The sequence below is a fragment of the Agarilytica rhodophyticola genome (genome assembly GCF_002157225.2).
GTDB lineage: Bacteria > Pseudomonadota > Gammaproteobacteria > Pseudomonadales > Cellvibrionaceae > Agarilytica > Agarilytica rhodophyticola.
The window spans coordinates 5,613,520-5,631,506 of sequence record NZ_CP020038.1; the positions used below are offsets into that span (position 1 = coordinate 5,613,520).

Below are 17,987 nucleotides of genomic sequence, written 5' to 3' on the forward strand. Positions count from 1 at the left end.
TATGAAAAGTAGTCTTGCGAACTTTTGCGATATCAAATTATATTATGACTTTGGTAACTCGCCTGCAGAAGCGACCTCAACTTTGCCGGTTTTATTGGCTTACTCAAATAATTCACATCTAATACTTGGCATTGTTTAACAATACTATCTTCCCGATTAGCGGTAAGTAAAATAGCAGGAATATTCTCAGCCAAATACTCACGAATTTCCTGAATAAGTTCCAAACCATTAGCCGAATTCCCAAGGTGATAATCGATCATTAACATATCAGGCTTTTGAACCGCAATACACTGCATTGCGTCACTTCTGTGGGTTGCCTGCATCACTTGTGCTTGCCATTTTATTAACAAAGCATTAAGTGCATCGAGGTTTTCCTGTTGATCATCAACACATAGAATCTTCATGTTAGCAAAATTTAGCAAAGCCTTACTGCCGGCCTTACTTTCTCCATCCTCTATTTTGGCATCAGATAATGGCAGAGCAATAGAAAAACAGCTTCCTAAACCGGAAGTGGAAGACACTTGAACGGGTGTATCTAGTTGTTTACTTAACCTTGCAACAACTCCCAGTCCTAGGCCAACACCATGTTGATGACTGTCATCTACACGATAAAAATCACCAAATATCTTCTTTTGCTCATCTTCAGCAATGCCAATGCCTGTATCTCTCACTTGCAATAGAGCTCGATTACTTTGGCGTTTTAATGTCAATAAGATCTTTCCACTCTCGGTATATTTAATGGCATTAGACAATAAGTTCTGGATAATTCGATAGAGGTAGGTGCGATCTGAGTTTACCCACAGATCTTGAGTTCTTACGCGAAGTTCCAAGTCCTTTTTCTTCGCATTTATGGAAAATTCACCTATCAGAGGTAGCAACACATCGCTTAATGGGAATGACTCTTTCTGTGGTTTTAATTCGCCTTGGTCGAGGCGAGCGATATCCAATAAAGTGGCAATCAGAACTTCACTGGACAACACACTGTCATTCAATTTCTGTACAATATTATCGGCATCACTAGACAAATTCATCTCATCTAGTACTGACAGATACAGTTTAGCGGCATTGAGAGGTTGCAATATATCATGGCTTGCTAATGCCAGAAATCGCGTTTTGCTTGCATTCGCTTCTTCTGCAGCTTTACGCGCGCGGATCAGTTCTTTCTCAGCCTCAGCTCGACGCGAATTCTCCTTACGTAACTCGGCATTAATGGCCTGTACTTGTTCGGTGCTTTTCTGAATTCTATTCTCAAGATCGATGTTTGCTTCTTTGAGTGCTTTCTGAATTTCTATATGCTCAGTAATGTCATTAAAACTGGTGACAAAGCCTCCTCCAGGTAAAGGGTTCCCCACCATTTCGATCATGCGACCATCACTGCGCTGGCGAATAAATCGATGAGCAGTACCATTGCGTAAATGCTCAATTCGTTTGTTAACTAAAGCATTGACGTCGCCTACACCACATTCACCGCGTTCTGCATTATAACGCACTAATTTTTCGATAGAATTACCTACACTAACTAGTTCTTCAGGATAATTGAAAATATCGAGATAGCGTTTATTCCAAGCAACTAAGTTCAAGTTTTTATCAATAACACTTATACCCTGCTCAATACTTTCTATTGACGTTAGCAGCACACTCATATTAAATTGAATAGCTTGCGTGGTATCGTCGAAGAAATTCACGACTTCTTCGAAATCTAGTTTTTTCCCACTTAAGGCGCTATCGATTAACGCTTTAGCACTTGATGCACCAATAACACCTCCGAGGGCTCTTTCGCAAAAAACTAAAAATTCATCAGGCGGTGAAGATGAATCGACTAGGGTTATTTTTTCGTTGCATTGGTACTTTTCAACCAGATATTGACAACGATTTTCACCTAAAAAAGTATTCAGCAAAGTAATAAGATCGCCAACAGTAGTGGAATAAGGTTTTTTATGCTGGTTGGTTTTTGTTTCCTTCGGAGCTACAAATGCTTGCGCTTGAATGCGATCAATAAGACGTACAGGTGCGGTTAACGAAAAAATAATGTACGCTAAAGTATTAATACTCAAACTCAGCATCGCACCATAGGAGATTGCATCAATTTGCAAGTCTAGACCTTCACCTTGAAGCGGCATAAGTAGCCATAAAATCCAAGCGACAACACCGCATATTAAACCTGCATAAACCCCTTGCGCATGCCCTTTTTTCCAATATAAACCACCAAATATTGCTGGCATTAATTGAATAACAAGAGAAAATGCAATAAGTCCAATAGACGCAAGTGAGCGACTATCAGTCATTTGTTGATGATAAAGGTAAGCAAGAGCAAGCAATATACCTATAACCACTCGACGAATAGATAAGATAGTACGGGTATAACTCGATAATTTTTCATCTTGTCTATGTTTAGCAAGTATCTTAGGCAGGATGACATCGTTAGTGATCATGGTACTCAAAGTGAGTGTGGCCACGATGATCATCGCTGTCGCCGCAGATAAGCCACCGAGAAAAACAAGAATTTCAATAAGAATGTTGTCTGAAAATATTGCTAAGTGTAATACATAGGTATCAGGTTCAATACCTTGTTCTGCTAATAAGCTTTCACCAACAACGGCAATAATAGGAATCACTAAAGCAATCAAGGCCAAGTATAGAGGGAACAACCAGCGTGCCGTTTTGATATGGGACAAGCTTAAATTATCAATGATAGCTACATGAAATTGCCGAGGCAAACAAATCACAGCGCCTGCTGCCATAAGTGTTTGTGCAAAAAAAGAAAAAGAAAATATGCCAGTAACGACTTTAGTTTGAGTGAATGAATGGAAAATAGAACCCCCATTCTCTCTCTGCCACCACATGTAACTGACTAACGCGACAATAAGCAGAGCCAGTAATTTAAGAATTGATTCGAAGGCAATCGCTAACATTAGCCCTCGACGATATTCGGTAACATCGGTACGTTTAGTACCAAAATAAATAGAAAAAACAGCAATAAATACAGTCGCAATTAAGATAATTATACCTGATTGTTGCTGAGTAGATACCAAGGAAAAAGCTGCACCAATCGCCTTTAATTGCAAAGCGATATACGGAACGATGGCGAGTAAGGCGATAATTGTTACAACCAGAGCAACCGATTGCCGCTTGCCATAACGAGAGGCAATAAAATCCGCAATAGTTGTAATATGTTGCTTTTTACTCACCAAGGCTAGCTTTAAAATAAAACGATACCCGACTAAGTAAAGTAGCATCGGGCCAAGTAAAATAGGCAAGTAACTCCATGTATTTCTACTGGCTTCACCAACCGATCCAAAAAAAGTCCAAGCAGTGCAATAAATTGCGATGGCGAGGGAATAGATAGCCGGGTGGGATGTGATTTTTTTTGCCCATAGAGACCCCATATCTCCCCACCGCGCAATCCAAAACAATGTTATAAGATATAACAAAGCAAGAATAATCCACCCTAATGCCATTTATTGACTCCGATCATTTGAAAGACACTTTAGATTTTACTAGGCCTGCTAGATTATAAACTAGGCATAGCAGGGATATTTCTCATCGTTTGATGCATTGCAAAAAAACCCGATCCTGAAGCTAGTTCACATACTATAGGCAAGCTTGACTTTTGTAAGGTCAGCCTCGTTCACTCGCTTTACTTTACCATAGTCTGGTATAAGTGACGGATGACTAAGACTATCGTCTGATTCCCCTCATGCCTCGGTGGCTTTACATTAGTATCGTGTCAAATCCAGTGACTATTTACGCTGAGTTGATAGCACTTATAAAAATAAGAAATAAGACGCCTAGGCGCTTTAAACCTGTACTGCGATAAGCTCTAGAGACGCTTGACTCTACTTATCACGTCAACCCGAGGTAAACACCATGGCCTTTAAGTCAGAAGAAGATAAAAAAGCATACTGGCGAGACAACATCTCGCTCGTAATTAAATTACTTATTGTTTGGTTTGTTGTTTCTTTTTGTTGCGGCATTCTTTTTGTAGACGAGCTTAACAGCATTCGCTTCTTTGGATTCAAGCTGGGTTTCTGGTTTGCACAACAGGGAGCCATTTATGTCTTTGTCGCGCTCATTTTTATTTACGTGCGAAAAATGAATCAGATAGATAAACGCTATGGCGTAGATGAAGAGTAGGAGAACAACATGGATATTCAAATATTAACATTTATTATTATCGGTATTTCTTTTGCACTTTATATAGGTATAGCCATATGGGCGCGCGCAGGATCAACAAAGGAATTTTATGTTGCTGGTGGAGGCGTCCACCCTGTTGCAAATGGTATGGCCACAGCAGCTGATTGGATGTCTGCAGCTTCGTTTATTTCTATGGCAGGTCTGATTTCTTTCATGGGATATGATGGCGCTGTCTATTTACTCGGCTGGACCGGGGGTTATGTATTATTAGCTCTATGTCTTGCGCCTTACTTACGTAAATTCGGTAAATTTACCGTACCCGATTTCATTGGCGATCGTTACTATTCACAAACTGCACGTACCGTTGCCGTTATTTGTGCTATTTTCGTTTCTTTCACCTATGTCGCCGGGCAAATGCGTGGCGTTGGCGTTGTATTTAGTCGGTTTTTGGAAGTCGATATCACCGTGGGAGTTATTATTGGCATGGGGATAGTCTTTTTCTACTCTGTCCTCGGTGGAATGAAAGGTATTACTTATACTCAAGTCGCTCAATATTGCGTTCTAATTTTTGCTTATCTAGTGCCCGCCATTTTTATATCTATTTTAATGACTGGCCATGTTTTTCCGCAAATTGGATTTGGTAGCACTATGGCTGATGGCTCAGGGGTTTATTTGCTAGATAAATTGGATGGGTTATCGACCGAGCTTGGATTTAATGAATATACGTCCGGAACAAAGGCAACCATTGATGTATTTTGTATCACCGCGGCACTCATGGTAGGTACAGCGGGCTTACCTCACGTTATCGTGCGTTTTTTTACTGTACCTAAAGTACGAGACGCACGCCGTAGCGCAGGTTGGGCATTATTGTTTATCGCTATTTTATATACCACCGCGCCGTCTTTGGCTTCCTTCGCCAGAGTGAATATGATCGAAACTATTAATGGCGTAGAGCAAACAGGGACAAACTATGAAGAAGCGCCTAGTTGGATTGTTAACTGGGAAAAAACGGGGCTTATCAAATGGGAAGATAAAAACAATGACGGTAAAATGTTTTATTCTGGCGATGATAGAAATGAAATGAAAGTGGATCGGGATATTATGGTATTAGCGAATCCAGAAATCGCCAACTTGCCAGCATGGGTTATAGCACTCGTTGCCGCAGGTGGGATCGCTGCTGCGCTGTCCACATCTGCAGGTTTGTTGTTGGTAATTTCAACATCTGTTTCCCATGATTTACTGAAGCGAAATTTTATGCCTAATATTACCGATAGGCAGGAGCTTACTTTTGCTCGTATTGCAGCTGCGACAGGTATTTGTGTCGCAGGCTACTTAGGTATTAATCCACCGGGTTTTGTTGCCCAAGTGGTAGCATTTGCATTCGGACTCGCAGCGTCTTCATTTTTCCCGGCTATTATTATGGGAATATTTTTCAGGCGCATGAATAATATCGGCGCTGTGGCTGGAATGCTTAGTGGCATTGTATTTACTGGAGCCTATATTATTTACTTTAAATTTATAAATCCTGCTGCAAATGTTTCAGATAACTGGCTATTAGGTATTTCACCAGAAGGTATTGGCACTGTTGGTATGGTATTGAATTTTATTGTTGCCATCATAGTACATAAGTTTACCGAGGACTCACCTGCACATATCCAAGAACTAGTAGAGAGTATACGCTACCCTAAAGGAGCAAGTGCAGCTCAAGAACATTAGAGTTTTTCTGTTAAACTATAGTAGAGGGGCTTATTATTAAGCTCCTTTTTATTAAGCACCTTTATTTTTTATAAATCCATTTTATCCTGTAAAGTACTATTTTGATTATTAAATATTATTTTTAAGTTTTCTAACTCTTTTTCCATCTGCTGCTTCTTATCTGCTATTTTTTTGGCTGGATCCGCCACTGTATTAGGATCTGCAAAAAACATAAATGAATAGACACAATTACCGTTAGGCAAACGAGTCAGTCGCGAGCAAGATCGCTCTACTTGGCGTCCATCGGCGGTAATGACATACCAGTCAATGGTGCCATTACCAAAACTGGCTTGGGTAATAAAACCGTAAGTTTTCTTACCCTCTGGTGTCTCAATAACTGTTGAGGTCTCATCAGCTTCAACTAAATATAAAGTCCACTTTGGGATATTTTTAGGATTAGAAATATAAAGAAATGCATTTTCATAAGATGTTGGAAACTCCATAGTTACCATATCAAATGTTGTGACATTGTGACTAATCATTTTGTACCTAACTCCTATCATCTACGTTTTTCAATATACATATATCTCAATACGTCAGTTTCTTATTTCATCTCGGGGATTAAAACAAATTTATACGCCATATAACTATATTCGAGGAAATATAAAAACAGTGGTGATTGAAGGGATAGGAATGTGATAAAGATAAGAGTTTTACAGAGCAAAAGGAGTAGCAAGTAGCGGGGGTAATTCAACACTTACCCCTCAATAGAATTAAGTAAAGCTTATACTTCGTCTCGCCAGGTGCCGGTACGACCATGATCACAAAAATAGCTATTGTGACGAACTAGAACTTGATCACGATGAGCTTGCACAACATCGGTAGTGACTTCTGGTCCCGTTGTTGTCAACACACCAAGATCGTCAATTTCTTTTCCGGCAAACATTCTACAGCGTCGCAGTGCTTCATCGAGTATCGCTTTAGTGACTGGATTTCCAGCTTCTGAGCCGAACATATAATTACATATTTTTTGCTGATGTTTTTCAGGAATCTGCTCCCTCATAAAATGCGTGCTGCGAAAATCTATCCATTTTTGAGCAAGCACTTCTTCAATGAAGTACATAGCTGAAACATCTTTGTTTTTTTGTAAAAAATTTAACAAGGAAAAATGTTTTGGCCCGGCATCGCAGTCCATATAGAAACCACCTTGGTCTAAAACAATGACATAGCGCGCAAGATCTGCTCGCTGAACATTGCGGGGCACCTGCTCGTAAACCTCTTTCGCTTCTGGATAACGAGTTAACAGCTCATTCACCTCTTGTGGCCCCCATAGGCGAACCTTCCAACCTTGCTTTTCCCAGTTATCCAAAGTTGCTTGATAATGAGGTGGTAGTGAACCATCACTCCACAAACCAAAAACAAAATGTGCAGTTTGTGGTATTCGCGTTTCAACGGCCTTACTTGGTGGACTTGTAGGTACACGTCCTAAAGTAGCCAAAGTAATTGCTTTTCGTATGTATCTTTCCATTTCAACTCATCCACTTTTGTACGAGCATATTGACAGTCATTAAGCACTTTAATACATGGTATTTGATCATTGCTAAGATGATTTACCATCACAGACTATATATCTTAGAATAGTGAAAAGTACCTACCTAAAACAGCCTATGGTTAACATGTATTGTGCTAGCTATTGTATAGGATTGACAGCTGTGATTACAGAAACAAGGACTATAGTAAAGATGAAAACAACGTCAAAAGTCATATACAGAAACAGAATTTAAAGCACTGAACAATTTATAATAAGGATATTATTGTCATATCAAAAAAATTATATTTAAAGATGTTTATCCATAGCTAGCACTTATGATTCTCTGAATCTTAAGCACTTTCTCAAAAACCGATTAAAAAGATAAAAAATTCTATCAACTACTATCAATTAATTGTCTCGAGAGTATCACACCTGCTTGTAACCCTGGAACATTGGCGTATTGTTATAGACAAAGTTCTTACTTACTGCTTATAACAGAGTCCCAGAATGAAGTTCTACATCACATTTTTGTTTACATTATTAACAGCATCAGCAACATTTGCCGAGCCTGAAAGCGCCACTAAAAGCTTTAACAGTGGCGAGAAACAGGTGCAGCTTATTGAATTATTCACATCCGAAGGCTGCAGTAGCTGTCCTCCTGCCGATAGGTGGATGTCTTCTCTTACTCAAAAAGAGGAGTTGTGGTCACGCTATGTTCCTATTGCCTTTCATGTGGATTACTGGAACTATCTGGGCTGGAAAGATCCGTTCTCCTCTTCAAGTTTTAGTCAACGACAACGAAAATATCAACGATATGGCAATATCAATTCTGTCTACACACCAGGTTTTGTGGTAGCAGGCAAAGAATGGCGAAGCTGGTTTGGGCTTAGAAGAGAGTTACCTGAGCAACGCAGTTATACGCCTGGAAATTTAAAACTAACTGTCAATGGTGACCGTTATCACGCTAGTTTTAAAAGTAATATTGGCGATCAAGTATTAAGTTTGCATGTCGCATTGCTGGGAATGGATATTAGCACCGATGTTCCTCGCGGTGAAAATGCAGGCAAAAAGCTCAATCACGATTTTGTCGCATTATCGCTAGACAGTAATAATTCTAAGTCCAACATCTGGCAAGGACAATTGCCTAAAGCACCTAAAAATGCTGGAGATGTTGCGGTAGCAGCATGGGTAACCACGATTAATAATCCAACACCGATACAAGCTGTTGGTGGTTTTTTGCCATAAATAGATACTAACAAATAGGTACTAGTCGGACACGTTAGAGTGAACCTATTACAGATAAATTTAGTATATATAAGCAGTGTCAATTTTTATACGAGGTGTATATTCCGGTCCCCTGTTATACACCTCGTTCTTTTATCTTCATAACTCTTCACAACGATATTTCATGAATACCACTTATACAACAGTGGATACTTCAGAATCCTTTAGCGCTGAAGACTTTAGAGTTTGAGCAAAAAGCATAGTGGCAAAAAAGCCAATAACAGCAATTCCAATCATCACCATAAAGTAGTTCTGGTAACCCTCAATACCAGGTGAAGCATCGATAATTCTTCCGGTAAGTGCGCCAAAAAATATGTCTGGAGTAAAACCTATAAGAGAAATTAAACCCACCGCAGCACCGGTGGTTTTATTGGAGGTCTTGGCTTCTTCTAAAAGCGCAAAGTACACACCTCTCAGTGCGAATACGGCACAAAAAGAAATGATGATCGAGCCGTAAATAATACTCAGCCCCATACCGTCGGGATGCAAGAAGGAAAGTACTAAGAAAATCACCGCAAGTACCATAAAACCACTACTAATTACTCGACTGGCAAGAAATCTATCTGCTAGAAACCCTGCAGCAACCGCTGACAATGGACGAAGATAAGCAGCGTAAGAAGTAAACTGGGCGGCTTCGAGCTGGTTCATTTTCAACACATCAACTACATAAACGGCATAGTTATCTAAGCCCTTATAAGCGCAATAAGCACACACCACTATGGCAGCCTGCAACAACACACTCTTTTGTTTAAATAGCTCGGTGATACCCGCCAAAGACTGTTTAACTGAATTACCCATCACCCGCTCAGAGTCAGGCACAAACAACCATACAAAAAGTGCGGCTATACTTGTCATCGCCGAATAAAAATAAATCACATTACGCAGAGCCGCTTGACGTTCTACTTCTGTCGCCTGAGCAACATCTGTAGGCAAGAAACTCCCCATCAAATAGACCGCTACGGTAGCAACTCCAGCAGCCACAAGACCACGCCCACCATCTAATATGCCAAAGGCGCTACCTTGAGTGGACGAACCACCGTAATCTCGTGTGGCTTTAATCATAGCCGCCCAAAACAAAAATATACATGTCACCCCCCAGTAGCCAAACAGTAAAGACAAACCTAGATGGCTGGGAATTGTGGCCATATATAAGCCTCCCACGGCTGTTGCTAGTAACGAAATCGTCATCAGTTTACGTGCGGAAAAATGATCAGCTAAAGCGCCACCGGGGAAATACACGATAGTTGCAGTTACGCCAAATACTGAAAAAATATCTCCCAGATCTGCATTTGATAGGTTAAATACGGATAAAACAGTCGGGCGGAAAAAACGTGCTACATGAAAGGGCAAACTAAAAATTAACTCACCTGCAAAAATCAAACAAAAAATAATAAGGAATCTTGATCGCATAATTTTGGGGCCTGTTCTCACTAACCAGCTAGTGCTCCACCATAGATTTATCAGAAAAATGGTATTACACTTCGCGCTAAAGGCAAAATACACAACTTCAGCTGTCTAACACCGCGAAGATTGATCACTGAGACATGTTTCTATGGTCTCAGTCCTAAGACTAGGGAAACACCATTAACCTCAATCTTTAGACTATCATCTATATTAAAGATTTACTTTCTCCTGTACAGAAGAGAAAGCAAGCATATATAAGCTTGATTTAATGTGCGTAAAAAACAGACATAGCATGAGTAAACCTGTATAATCCGCCCCCCTTTTTACCCAGCAATTTACGCGACCTTATCCTGGATACATAACATGACCGAAGCTTCACAAACCTTTGAACAATTAGGGCTTAACAACAACCTCTTAAAAGCGCTAAAGCATATTGGTTATGAAATGCCTTCACCAATACAGGAAGCGAGTATTCCTCCACTAATGGAGGGCCGAGATATTTTAGGACAAGCGCAGACAGGAACGGGTAAAACAGCTGCTTTCGCATTGCCCATTTTGAACGATATCAACCTAAGACAAAAAAATCCCCAGGTAATGGTATTGGCCCCCACCCGCGAACTGGCCATTCAAGTGGCCGAAGCTTTTCAAAGTTACGCCCATTATATGAATGGTTTTCACGTATTACCTATCTATGGTGGTCAGGGTTACGACAGTCAAATTCGGGCGTTAAAGCGCGGCGTCCATGTGGTTGTCGGTACTCCAGGGCGCGTAATGGATCATATGCGTAAGGGCACTCTCAAATTAGATAATATTCGCCACATAGTACTTGATGAAGCAGATGAAATGTTGCGTATGGGCTTTATCGACGATGTTGAATGGGTATTGGGTGAACTACCAGAAGAGCGACAAATCGCCTTATTCTCAGCAACAATGCCACGACAAATCGCCAAAGTGGCCTCCACTTACCTGAATGATCCTGTACATGTCAAAATCAAAGTTGCTACCACTACAGCAGCGACAATCAATCAGCGCTACTGGCCCGTAGGTGGCCTGCAGAAGCTTGACGCTTTAACTCGCATACTCGAAGCAGAACCCTTCGATGCCATGATTATTTTCGTGCGCACCAAAACTAACACGGTAGAGCTGGCAGAAAAACTGGAAGCTAGAGGCTATCGCAGCGCCGCCCTCAACGGTGATATTTCTCAAAATTTAAGAGAACGCACTGTCGAACACCTTAAAGCTGGCAAGATCGATATTTTAGTAGCTACCGACGTCGCCGCTCGCGGTCTCGATGTGGAGCGTATCAGCCACGTATTCAACTACGATATCCCTTACGATACCGAAGCTTATGTTCACCGTATTGGCCGCACAGGTCGTGCTGGTCGCAGCGGAGAAGCTATTCTGTTTGTGTCAAGACGTGAAACTCGAATGCTGCGAGCTATTGAAAAAGCTACTGGGCAAACGATCAAAGCTATGACCTTGCCGTCAGCGGCAGATATAAACGAAAAACGATTGAGTCGCTTTAAAGAGAAAATAGATAAAACATTACAAGAAGGCGACCTAGAATTTTTCAAAAACCTTATTAGCGAATATCAAAAAGAAAATGATATTGACCCTATGGATATTGCGGCAGCCTTGGCAAAAATGTTCCAGGGAGACCAACCTCTTTTATTATCAGAAAAACCTGTTAGAAAAGAGCGAGATCACGACCATAAAGATGGTAAAAAAACCAAGTCCCGCGGCAAAGGTAAAGATAAAGACATGCTAACTTATCGTATAGAAGTTGGCCGTAGCGATAACGTCAGCCCTGGCAATATCGTTGGCGCTATCGCCAACGAAGCAGGCATTGAGAGTCAGTACATTGGTCAAATAAAAATACATGATGATTACAGTACCGTCGATTTGCCATCGGGTATGCCTAAAGACATATTTAAGTCTTTGAAACGTGTTTGGGTTTGCCAGAAACAGTTGCAAATTTCATTACATGAAGGTGATTCGCGCAGCTCAGCGAAACATCGACCACGTAAGGACAAGCGCAAAAGCTCAGCCAAGCAAAAGAAGTAATCCAGACATGTTAAGTGGGGGGAATACCCTCCCCCTAACATGCGCCAACGGCTAAAGTATTACAACTCATATTTAACGCAATAACACTTGCTACACTATTTGCCATAGTAGAGTCATTTTCTATTAACCTGGCGGCAGTATATGTCGGATTAATAACGGTGCAGGATTGCATCGCCGCATGTCGATAGACACGCGCGAGTCCTTTAACATCAAGCTGTTTCACATAACGGCGCTGTATTTTAGAGGATTATGGCTAAAGATATCAGGACGATATATTTAGCCGCCAGGTTAATAGTATTCAGCGTATTGGCTGTTTAGCAATTTGACAATAGGACGCCACCTTGAAAGCTGACGACTTTTCATCTCTTAAGTTACCTTCAGACTTATCGACGAACCTGGCATCTTTAGGCTATAACAAAATGACGCCAATACAAGAGCGAAGCTTGCCGCCAATATTGGCCGGTGAAGACGTTATCGCTCAAGCTAAAACAGGCTCGGGAAAAACCGCCGCATTTGGTTTAGGCATTCTGGCCCACCTACAGGTAAAACGATTTTGTGTGCAATCGTTAGTGTTGTGTCCAACACGGGAACTGGCAGATCAGGTTGCCAAAGAAATTCGCCGGCTTGCCCGCACTACTCATAATGTAAAAGTACTAACACTATGTGGCGGTATGCCCTTTGGACCGCAAATAGGGTCGCTCGAACACGGCGCTCATATTGTCGTAGGGACACCTGGAAGAGTTGAGGAGCATGTGCGTAAAGGCACACTCAAGCTTAATAAACTTAATATACTAGTGCTCGATGAAGCCGACAGAATGTTAGAGATGGGGTTTCAAGAAGCCTTAGATGCAATCATCGCCAACATTCCTAACAAAAGGCAAACACTTTTATTTAGTGCAACCTACCCGGCCCAAATTCAGTCTATTGCTACGCGCATTATGCACAAACCCGTGACGGTACAGGTAGAAGCAACACACGACCACTCAAATATTCAACAGCGCTTTTTTAAAGTAGAAAGTAATGAACAACGTCTAACAGCTTTGCGTTTATTACTACTAAATTATCAAGCTCAATCAAGCGTGATATTTTGTAATACTAAACGAGATACGCAAACCCTAGTAGAAGAATTACGTCAACACGGATTTAGCGCACTGGCCCTGCATGGCGATCTAGAACAAAAAGAACGTGACCAAACCCTAGTCCGCTTCGCTAATAAAAGCGTCTCTATTCTAGTGGCTACCGACGTTGCCGCCCGAGGTTTAGATATCGACAATCTCGATGCAGTTTTTAATTATCATATTGCTCGCGACTTAGAAGTCCATGTCCACCGAGTTGGACGTACAGGTCGAGCAGGCAAAAAAGGTATAGCCTGTTCTTTGTATACACAAAAAGAGTCTTATAAACTCTCACTTTTAGAAGAATATATAGGACGAGAAATACAAAGCGATACTTTGCCACCTAAAAAGGTATTAGAAAAAGAAATACCAACACCATCAATGGCAACCTTACAAATCGATGGTGGAAAAAAACAAAAAGTAAGACCTGGAGATATTCTTGGAGCATTGACGGCACAAAAGAAAATTAAAAGTGAGAATGTGGGCAAAATTCACATATTTGACTACTGTGCTTATGTTGCAGTTAATCGCCAAGACGCAAAACTCGCCCTAAAAATAATTGCCGAAGGAAAATTAAAAGGCCGTTCATTTCGAGTAAGGCGTATTAGAGGTTAAGGTTCACTCTCGAAGAATATTTATCGATACCAATATATTGCAAGTTATGACAAACGTATCCACACCTAACGCGCTAACACAGAACTACCTAGAACGTTTTGGCGGTATCGCCAGATTATATGGAGAAAAGGCCTTAGTAGCTTTACACAAAGCTCATTTTGTTGTTGTGGGTTTGGGTGGTGTTGGCACATGGACAGCAGAAGCACTGGCTCGCACAGGTATTGGCACTCTAACACTGATCGAGTTAGACGATGTCTGTGTGACAAACACCAATAGGCAAATTCATGCTACTGCATCTAATATTGGTCGACCAAAAAATCACGTTATTGCTGAACGACTAAAGGATATTAATCCTGAAATATGTATTCATCAGGTCGATAACTTTCTCCATAAAAATAATATTAAAGATATTATTAAACCGCAGCACGATATTGTCATAGATGCGACCGATGCTGCACATATGAAAGCAACATTAGTAGCTTACTGTAGTGCCATAAAAATACGACTTATTTTATGTGGCTCCTCAGGAGGAAAGTTATCTCCTGAGGCTATAACCGTTGAAGATCTGGGGCGCACCATCTCCGACCCTATGCTGTCAAAGGTACGTCGACATTTATATCGCCACCATAATTTTTCACGTGATAAAAATAGAAAATTTCGTGTTGACGCCGTTTATTCAACAGAACAAATGATTTATCCAAAACCCGATGGTTCTGTGAGTATGGATAAACAAACGCTACAACAAGGTGTCAAATTAGACTGTGCCGGCGGCTTCGGATCAGCGGTAATGGTTACCGGTACTTTTGGTTTTCTCGCTGCCTCAAAAGGCATTGAGCGTTATCTTGATAAAGTTTTGTTATCAGGTAGAAAGAGTTGATATCTTTTTAAACATGGAATGCTTAATTACCGCTGATAGGTTATAGCGCTAATTCTGACATCCCAAATAAGTTTTGCGTATTATTCTTAGTCTGTCGTGCAATAGTCGGTAATGACTCATTTTTTAAGTCGGCAAGCGCCTGAGCAATCATTGGAATATATGCTGGGCTATTGCGCTGCCCTTGCTTACCCATGATCGGCATATCAGGTGCATCTGTCTCTAAAAGCAAAGATTCTAAGGGCATTGATTTAATAGCAGCGCGCGTTTTATTTGCTCTTGAGTAAGTAATAGTACCACCGACACCTAAATAACAACCCAGCGACCAATATTGTTTAGCCAACTCTGTACTTCCACTAAAACCATGGATAACACCACCACGGGCAGGTTGTACCTTCTTTAATATTGCCAACAATTCATTATGGGCTTTACGACTGTGTAGAATCACAGGTTTGTTTAGATCATAGGCTAGCTTTAATTGATATTCGAATATCTCAAGTTGTACTTTAAAAGGTGTATTGATGGTTTTATCCAAACCACATTCCCCAATAGCAATACATTGTGGCGACTGAACTTCCCGTACAATTTTTTCTTGCAAAGCAGCTAAACCTTGTGGATAGGTATTTAAAAATTCATCAACCCACCAAGGATGAATACCTGCACCGTAATATAAGCCTTCAAGTTGTTGGCAAAGAGACGCTGCCTTGCGCCATTGAGAAACATCCACACCAGGAACAATAGCCGCGATAACGCCACTATTAATACACTCTTGCCAGACCTGCTGACGATCTTCATCAAATTGAGCAAAATCGAAATGGCAATGGCTATCGATAAATAAAGGGGAGGGTTTTAAAGAAGAGTTGTCATTCATAGCTAAAGTCCAGTTATTAAAAATAATAAAAAAGACTTAACTTATGAATATTGTGGCTTGTTAACAAGCCACAAATCATAGAAAAAATTCTAGGACTTTTTAATAAGCGAGTAGACATTATTGATAAGCTTAAGACCCGCTTGATTTTCTAAAGTCATAATAGATTCTGGATGGAATTGAACCGCAGCCATAGGTAGTGTTTTATGTTGGATACCCATCACTACACCCTCTTCTGTTTCACTAGTAATTTCTAAGCATTCAGGAAAAGAGGCTTTTGCTGCGTGGAGGGAATGATAACGTCCAACATTAATATTATTTTTAATACCTTTGAAGATACCATCGCTTTGCAAAACATTAATACTGCTGTTTTTACCGTGTTGTGGGGCACTTAGCAAACTTAAATCACCACCAAAGTATTGCACCATACCCTGCAGACCGAGGCATACACCAAACATAGGTAAATTCATAGCCAACATCATTTCAATTGTTTGGCTCAAGTTAAAATCCGAGGGCTGGCCTGGGCCAGGCGATAGCACGACTAAATCAGGCGCGATGGCTTCAACATCTGCTTGCTCAAAGCCATAGCGCAATGTGGTCACACTAGCGCCTGTTTGACGAAAGTAATCGGCAAGGGTGTTCACAAAGCTGTCTTCGTGATCTACCATCAGAATTTTAACGCCCTCACCAGCATTGAGAACCGCGTCACTATCGTCTGTATCCTTAGATGGATCATGAGTTATAGCTTGAATTAAAGCCGAAGCTTTAAGACGAGTTTCCGCCTCTTCATCTTCTGGAACAGAATCATATAACAAGGTAGCACCCGCACGCACTTCAGCCACACCTTCTTCAATTCTTACAGTTCGTAGAGTGAGACCGGTATTAATATTACCATCAAAAGTAATACGTCCAACCGCACCGCCATACCAACGGCGTGGCGACTTCTCATTATCTTCAATAAATTGCATCGCCCAGATTTTAGGGGCACCTGTCACCGTCACAGCCCAAGTATGGCTTAGAAATGCATCCAAGGCATCAAAACCTTTACGCAAGCGACCTTTAACATGGTCAACAGTATGGATGAGTTTGGAATACAATTCGATTTGTCGACGGCCAACCACTTGGATACTACCGGGGACACAAATACGAGACTTGTCATTTCGGTCAACATCCGTACACATCGTCAATTCACTCAAATCTTTTTCTGAATTGAGCAGGGTACGAATTTGATCGGCATCACCAAGAGCATCATTGCCACGAGCAATAGTCCCGGAAATAGGACAGGTTTCGACAGTATCACCACTGACTCGCACAAACATTTCCGGTGAAGCGCCAACTAAGTACTCTTGTTGCCCCAAATTCATATAGAAGCCGTAGGGCGAAGGGTTAGCATGCTTTAAGCGGTTAAAAATAGTGGATGGAGAATCTTTACAAGGGAAAAAGAAAGTTTGGCCGGGAACTGTCTCAAAAAGGTCGCCCTTAAAGAACGCTTGCTGTGCTTTACGCACAACTTCAGCGTATTCACCAGGATAATGATCACTGTCCTGCTCAACTTCAGTTTTCCCCTGGAAAGGTTCTGAGGAGCCCTCTCTTGGTAGTTCCGAGGTATCTTGCCCATTAATCAAAAAATCATAATAGTGAACAGAGGCTTCCACACGCTCATGATCTCGCACAAAGACAGCATCAGGTAAAAACAATACCATATCCCGCTGGTTCTCCGCTCTTTCCAATTTGAAATCTATTTTTTCAAATTGGAAAGTTAGATCATAGCCAAGGGCGCCATATAAACCAAAATTATTGTCTTCATCACTGAAAAATAGTTCGCGAATGGAGCGAATCACACTAAACACAGAGGGCTGTTTACTGCGCTCTTCTTCAGCAAAACGATGGGTTGTCTGTTTGATTGTAAGGTTTATTTCAGTTTCACTAGCGCTATAAGACTCGATATAGTCTTCGTTTTGTAGGGCTTTATCAATAACACCTAATACAATTTCTCCACGCCGATTACACGCGCGAATATTAAGGCCATAGGATTTTGAACAAATAACAATCATCGGATCGACTAAGCCAAGATCCCAGCGCTTATAGCGATTAGGGTATTCGTAGCTCGAAGACAACAAACAACCTAATCGAGAGTCTAGTTTTTCAGCGAGACGGTTTATCTCATTGTGATAATCAACCGTTGTTTTGCGCCGTATAATCTGAAGACCGGACTTTGTCTTATAGTTAAAGGGATTAGTCATAGTATCCGAAATATCAATATCATTAATAAGAAGTGGCTATTTAATTATTCATTGCGCTTCCAAGGGTGGAGAACTTTACAACATTGTTAATGACAACACCATTTCGCCGGGAGCATTTACATCATATGTTGATTATTTAGCTGAATCTTCGTGATAAAGT

General features: G+C 41.0%; 13 protein-coding genes. 6 read left to right on the top strand and 7 right to left on the bottom strand.

Annotated features, from left to right (window positions below):
* Window positions 1–32: 32 nt before the first annotated feature.
* Window positions 33–3,458: a PAS domain-containing hybrid sensor histidine kinase/response regulator gene (locus BVC89_RS23315; RefSeq protein ID WP_086933514.1), complete on the bottom strand. Its 3,426-nt coding sequence runs from the start codon at window positions 3,456–3,458 to the stop codon at window positions 33–35.
* A gap of 409 nt (window positions 3,459–3,867) precedes the next feature.
* Between BVC89_RS23315 and BVC89_RS23320 the strand changes: the two genes are divergently transcribed.
* Both BVC89_RS23320 and BVC89_RS23325 read left to right on the top strand, forming a co-directional pair.
* Entirely contained in the window at window positions 3,868–4,134 is a 267-nt protein-coding gene (locus tag BVC89_RS23320; protein ID WP_086933515.1) for a DUF4212 domain-containing protein, read from the top strand.
* A 9-nt stretch (window positions 4,135–4,143) separates the two neighbouring features.
* Window positions 4,144–5,850 carry a sodium:solute symporter family protein gene (locus BVC89_RS23325; protein ID WP_086933516.1) on the top strand — a complete coding sequence of 569 codons (1,707 nt, stop codon included), beginning with the start codon at window positions 4,144–4,146 and terminating at the stop codon, window positions 5,848–5,850.
* A 68-nt stretch (window positions 5,851–5,918) separates the two neighbouring features.
* Here BVC89_RS23325 and BVC89_RS23330 read toward each other — a convergent pair whose 3' ends face one another.
* Window positions 5,919–6,371, bottom strand: coding sequence for a hypothetical protein (locus BVC89_RS23330; protein WP_086933517.1), 453 nt, complete (start codon window positions 6,369–6,371; stop codon window positions 5,919–5,921).
* Between the two features lie 242 nt (window positions 6,372–6,613).
* The gene (locus tag BVC89_RS23335; RefSeq protein WP_086933518.1) at window positions 6,614–7,357 is read right to left on the bottom strand and encodes a glycosyltransferase family 32 protein; all 744 of its coding nucleotides are present in this window, start codon (window positions 7,355–7,357) and stop codon (window positions 6,614–6,616) included.
* Window positions 7,358–7,867: 510 nt separating this feature from the next.
* On the opposite strand from BVC89_RS23335, the gene BVC89_RS23340 reads away from it, so the two are divergent.
* Entirely contained in the window at window positions 7,868–8,605 is a 738-nt protein-coding gene (locus BVC89_RS23340) for a DUF1223 domain-containing protein (protein WP_086933519.1), read from the top strand.
* Window positions 8,606–8,779: 174 nt separating this feature from the next.
* Here the strand turns inward: BVC89_RS23340 and BVC89_RS23345 are convergent, their stop codons facing one another.
* Window positions 8,780–10,054: an MFS transporter gene (locus tag BVC89_RS23345; RefSeq protein ID WP_086934722.1), complete on the bottom strand. Its 1,275-nt coding sequence runs from the start codon at window positions 10,052–10,054 to the stop codon at window positions 8,780–8,782.
* A gap of 357 nt (window positions 10,055–10,411) precedes the next feature.
* Here BVC89_RS23345 and BVC89_RS23350 point away from each other — a divergent pair, with 357 nt between their 5' ends.
* Window positions 10,412–12,112 carry a DEAD/DEAH box helicase gene (locus BVC89_RS23350; RefSeq protein ID WP_086933520.1) on the top strand — a complete coding sequence of 567 codons (1,701 nt, stop codon included), beginning with the start codon at window positions 10,412–10,414 and terminating at the stop codon, window positions 12,110–12,112.
* Window positions 12,113–12,146: 34 nt separating this feature from the next.
* On the opposite strand, the gene BVC89_RS23355 is transcribed toward BVC89_RS23350, so the two are convergent.
* Entirely contained in the window at window positions 12,147–12,335 is a 189-nt protein-coding gene (locus BVC89_RS23355) for a hypothetical protein (protein WP_086933521.1), read from the bottom strand.
* Between the two features lie 118 nt (window positions 12,336–12,453).
* Between BVC89_RS23355 and dbpA the strand changes: the two genes are divergently transcribed.
* Together dbpA and tcdA are read left to right on the top strand one after the other, a co-directional pair.
* Window positions 12,454–13,842 (top strand): ATP-dependent RNA helicase DbpA, encoded by a 1,389-nt coding sequence (dbpA, locus tag BVC89_RS23360; protein ID WP_086933522.1) that lies wholly within the window; start codon window positions 12,454–12,456, stop codon window positions 13,840–13,842.
* 46 nt (window positions 13,843–13,888) lie between these two features.
* Window positions 13,889–14,719 (top strand): tRNA cyclic N6-threonylcarbamoyladenosine(37) synthase TcdA, encoded by an 831-nt coding sequence (tcdA, locus tag BVC89_RS23365; protein WP_086933523.1) that lies wholly within the window; start codon window positions 13,889–13,891, stop codon window positions 14,717–14,719.
* 40 nt (window positions 14,720–14,759) lie between these two features.
* Here the strand turns inward: tcdA and BVC89_RS23370 are convergent, their stop codons facing one another.
* Complete coding sequence (locus BVC89_RS23370) at window positions 14,760–15,587, bottom strand: TatD family hydrolase (protein ID WP_086933524.1); 828 nt, start codon at window positions 15,585–15,587, stop codon at window positions 14,760–14,762.
* Between the two features lie 89 nt (window positions 15,588–15,676).
* Window positions 15,677–17,827, bottom strand: coding sequence for an anthranilate synthase component I (locus tag BVC89_RS23375; protein WP_086933525.1), 2,151 nt, complete (start codon window positions 17,825–17,827; stop codon window positions 15,677–15,679).
* Window positions 17,828–17,987 lie beyond the last annotated feature (160 nt).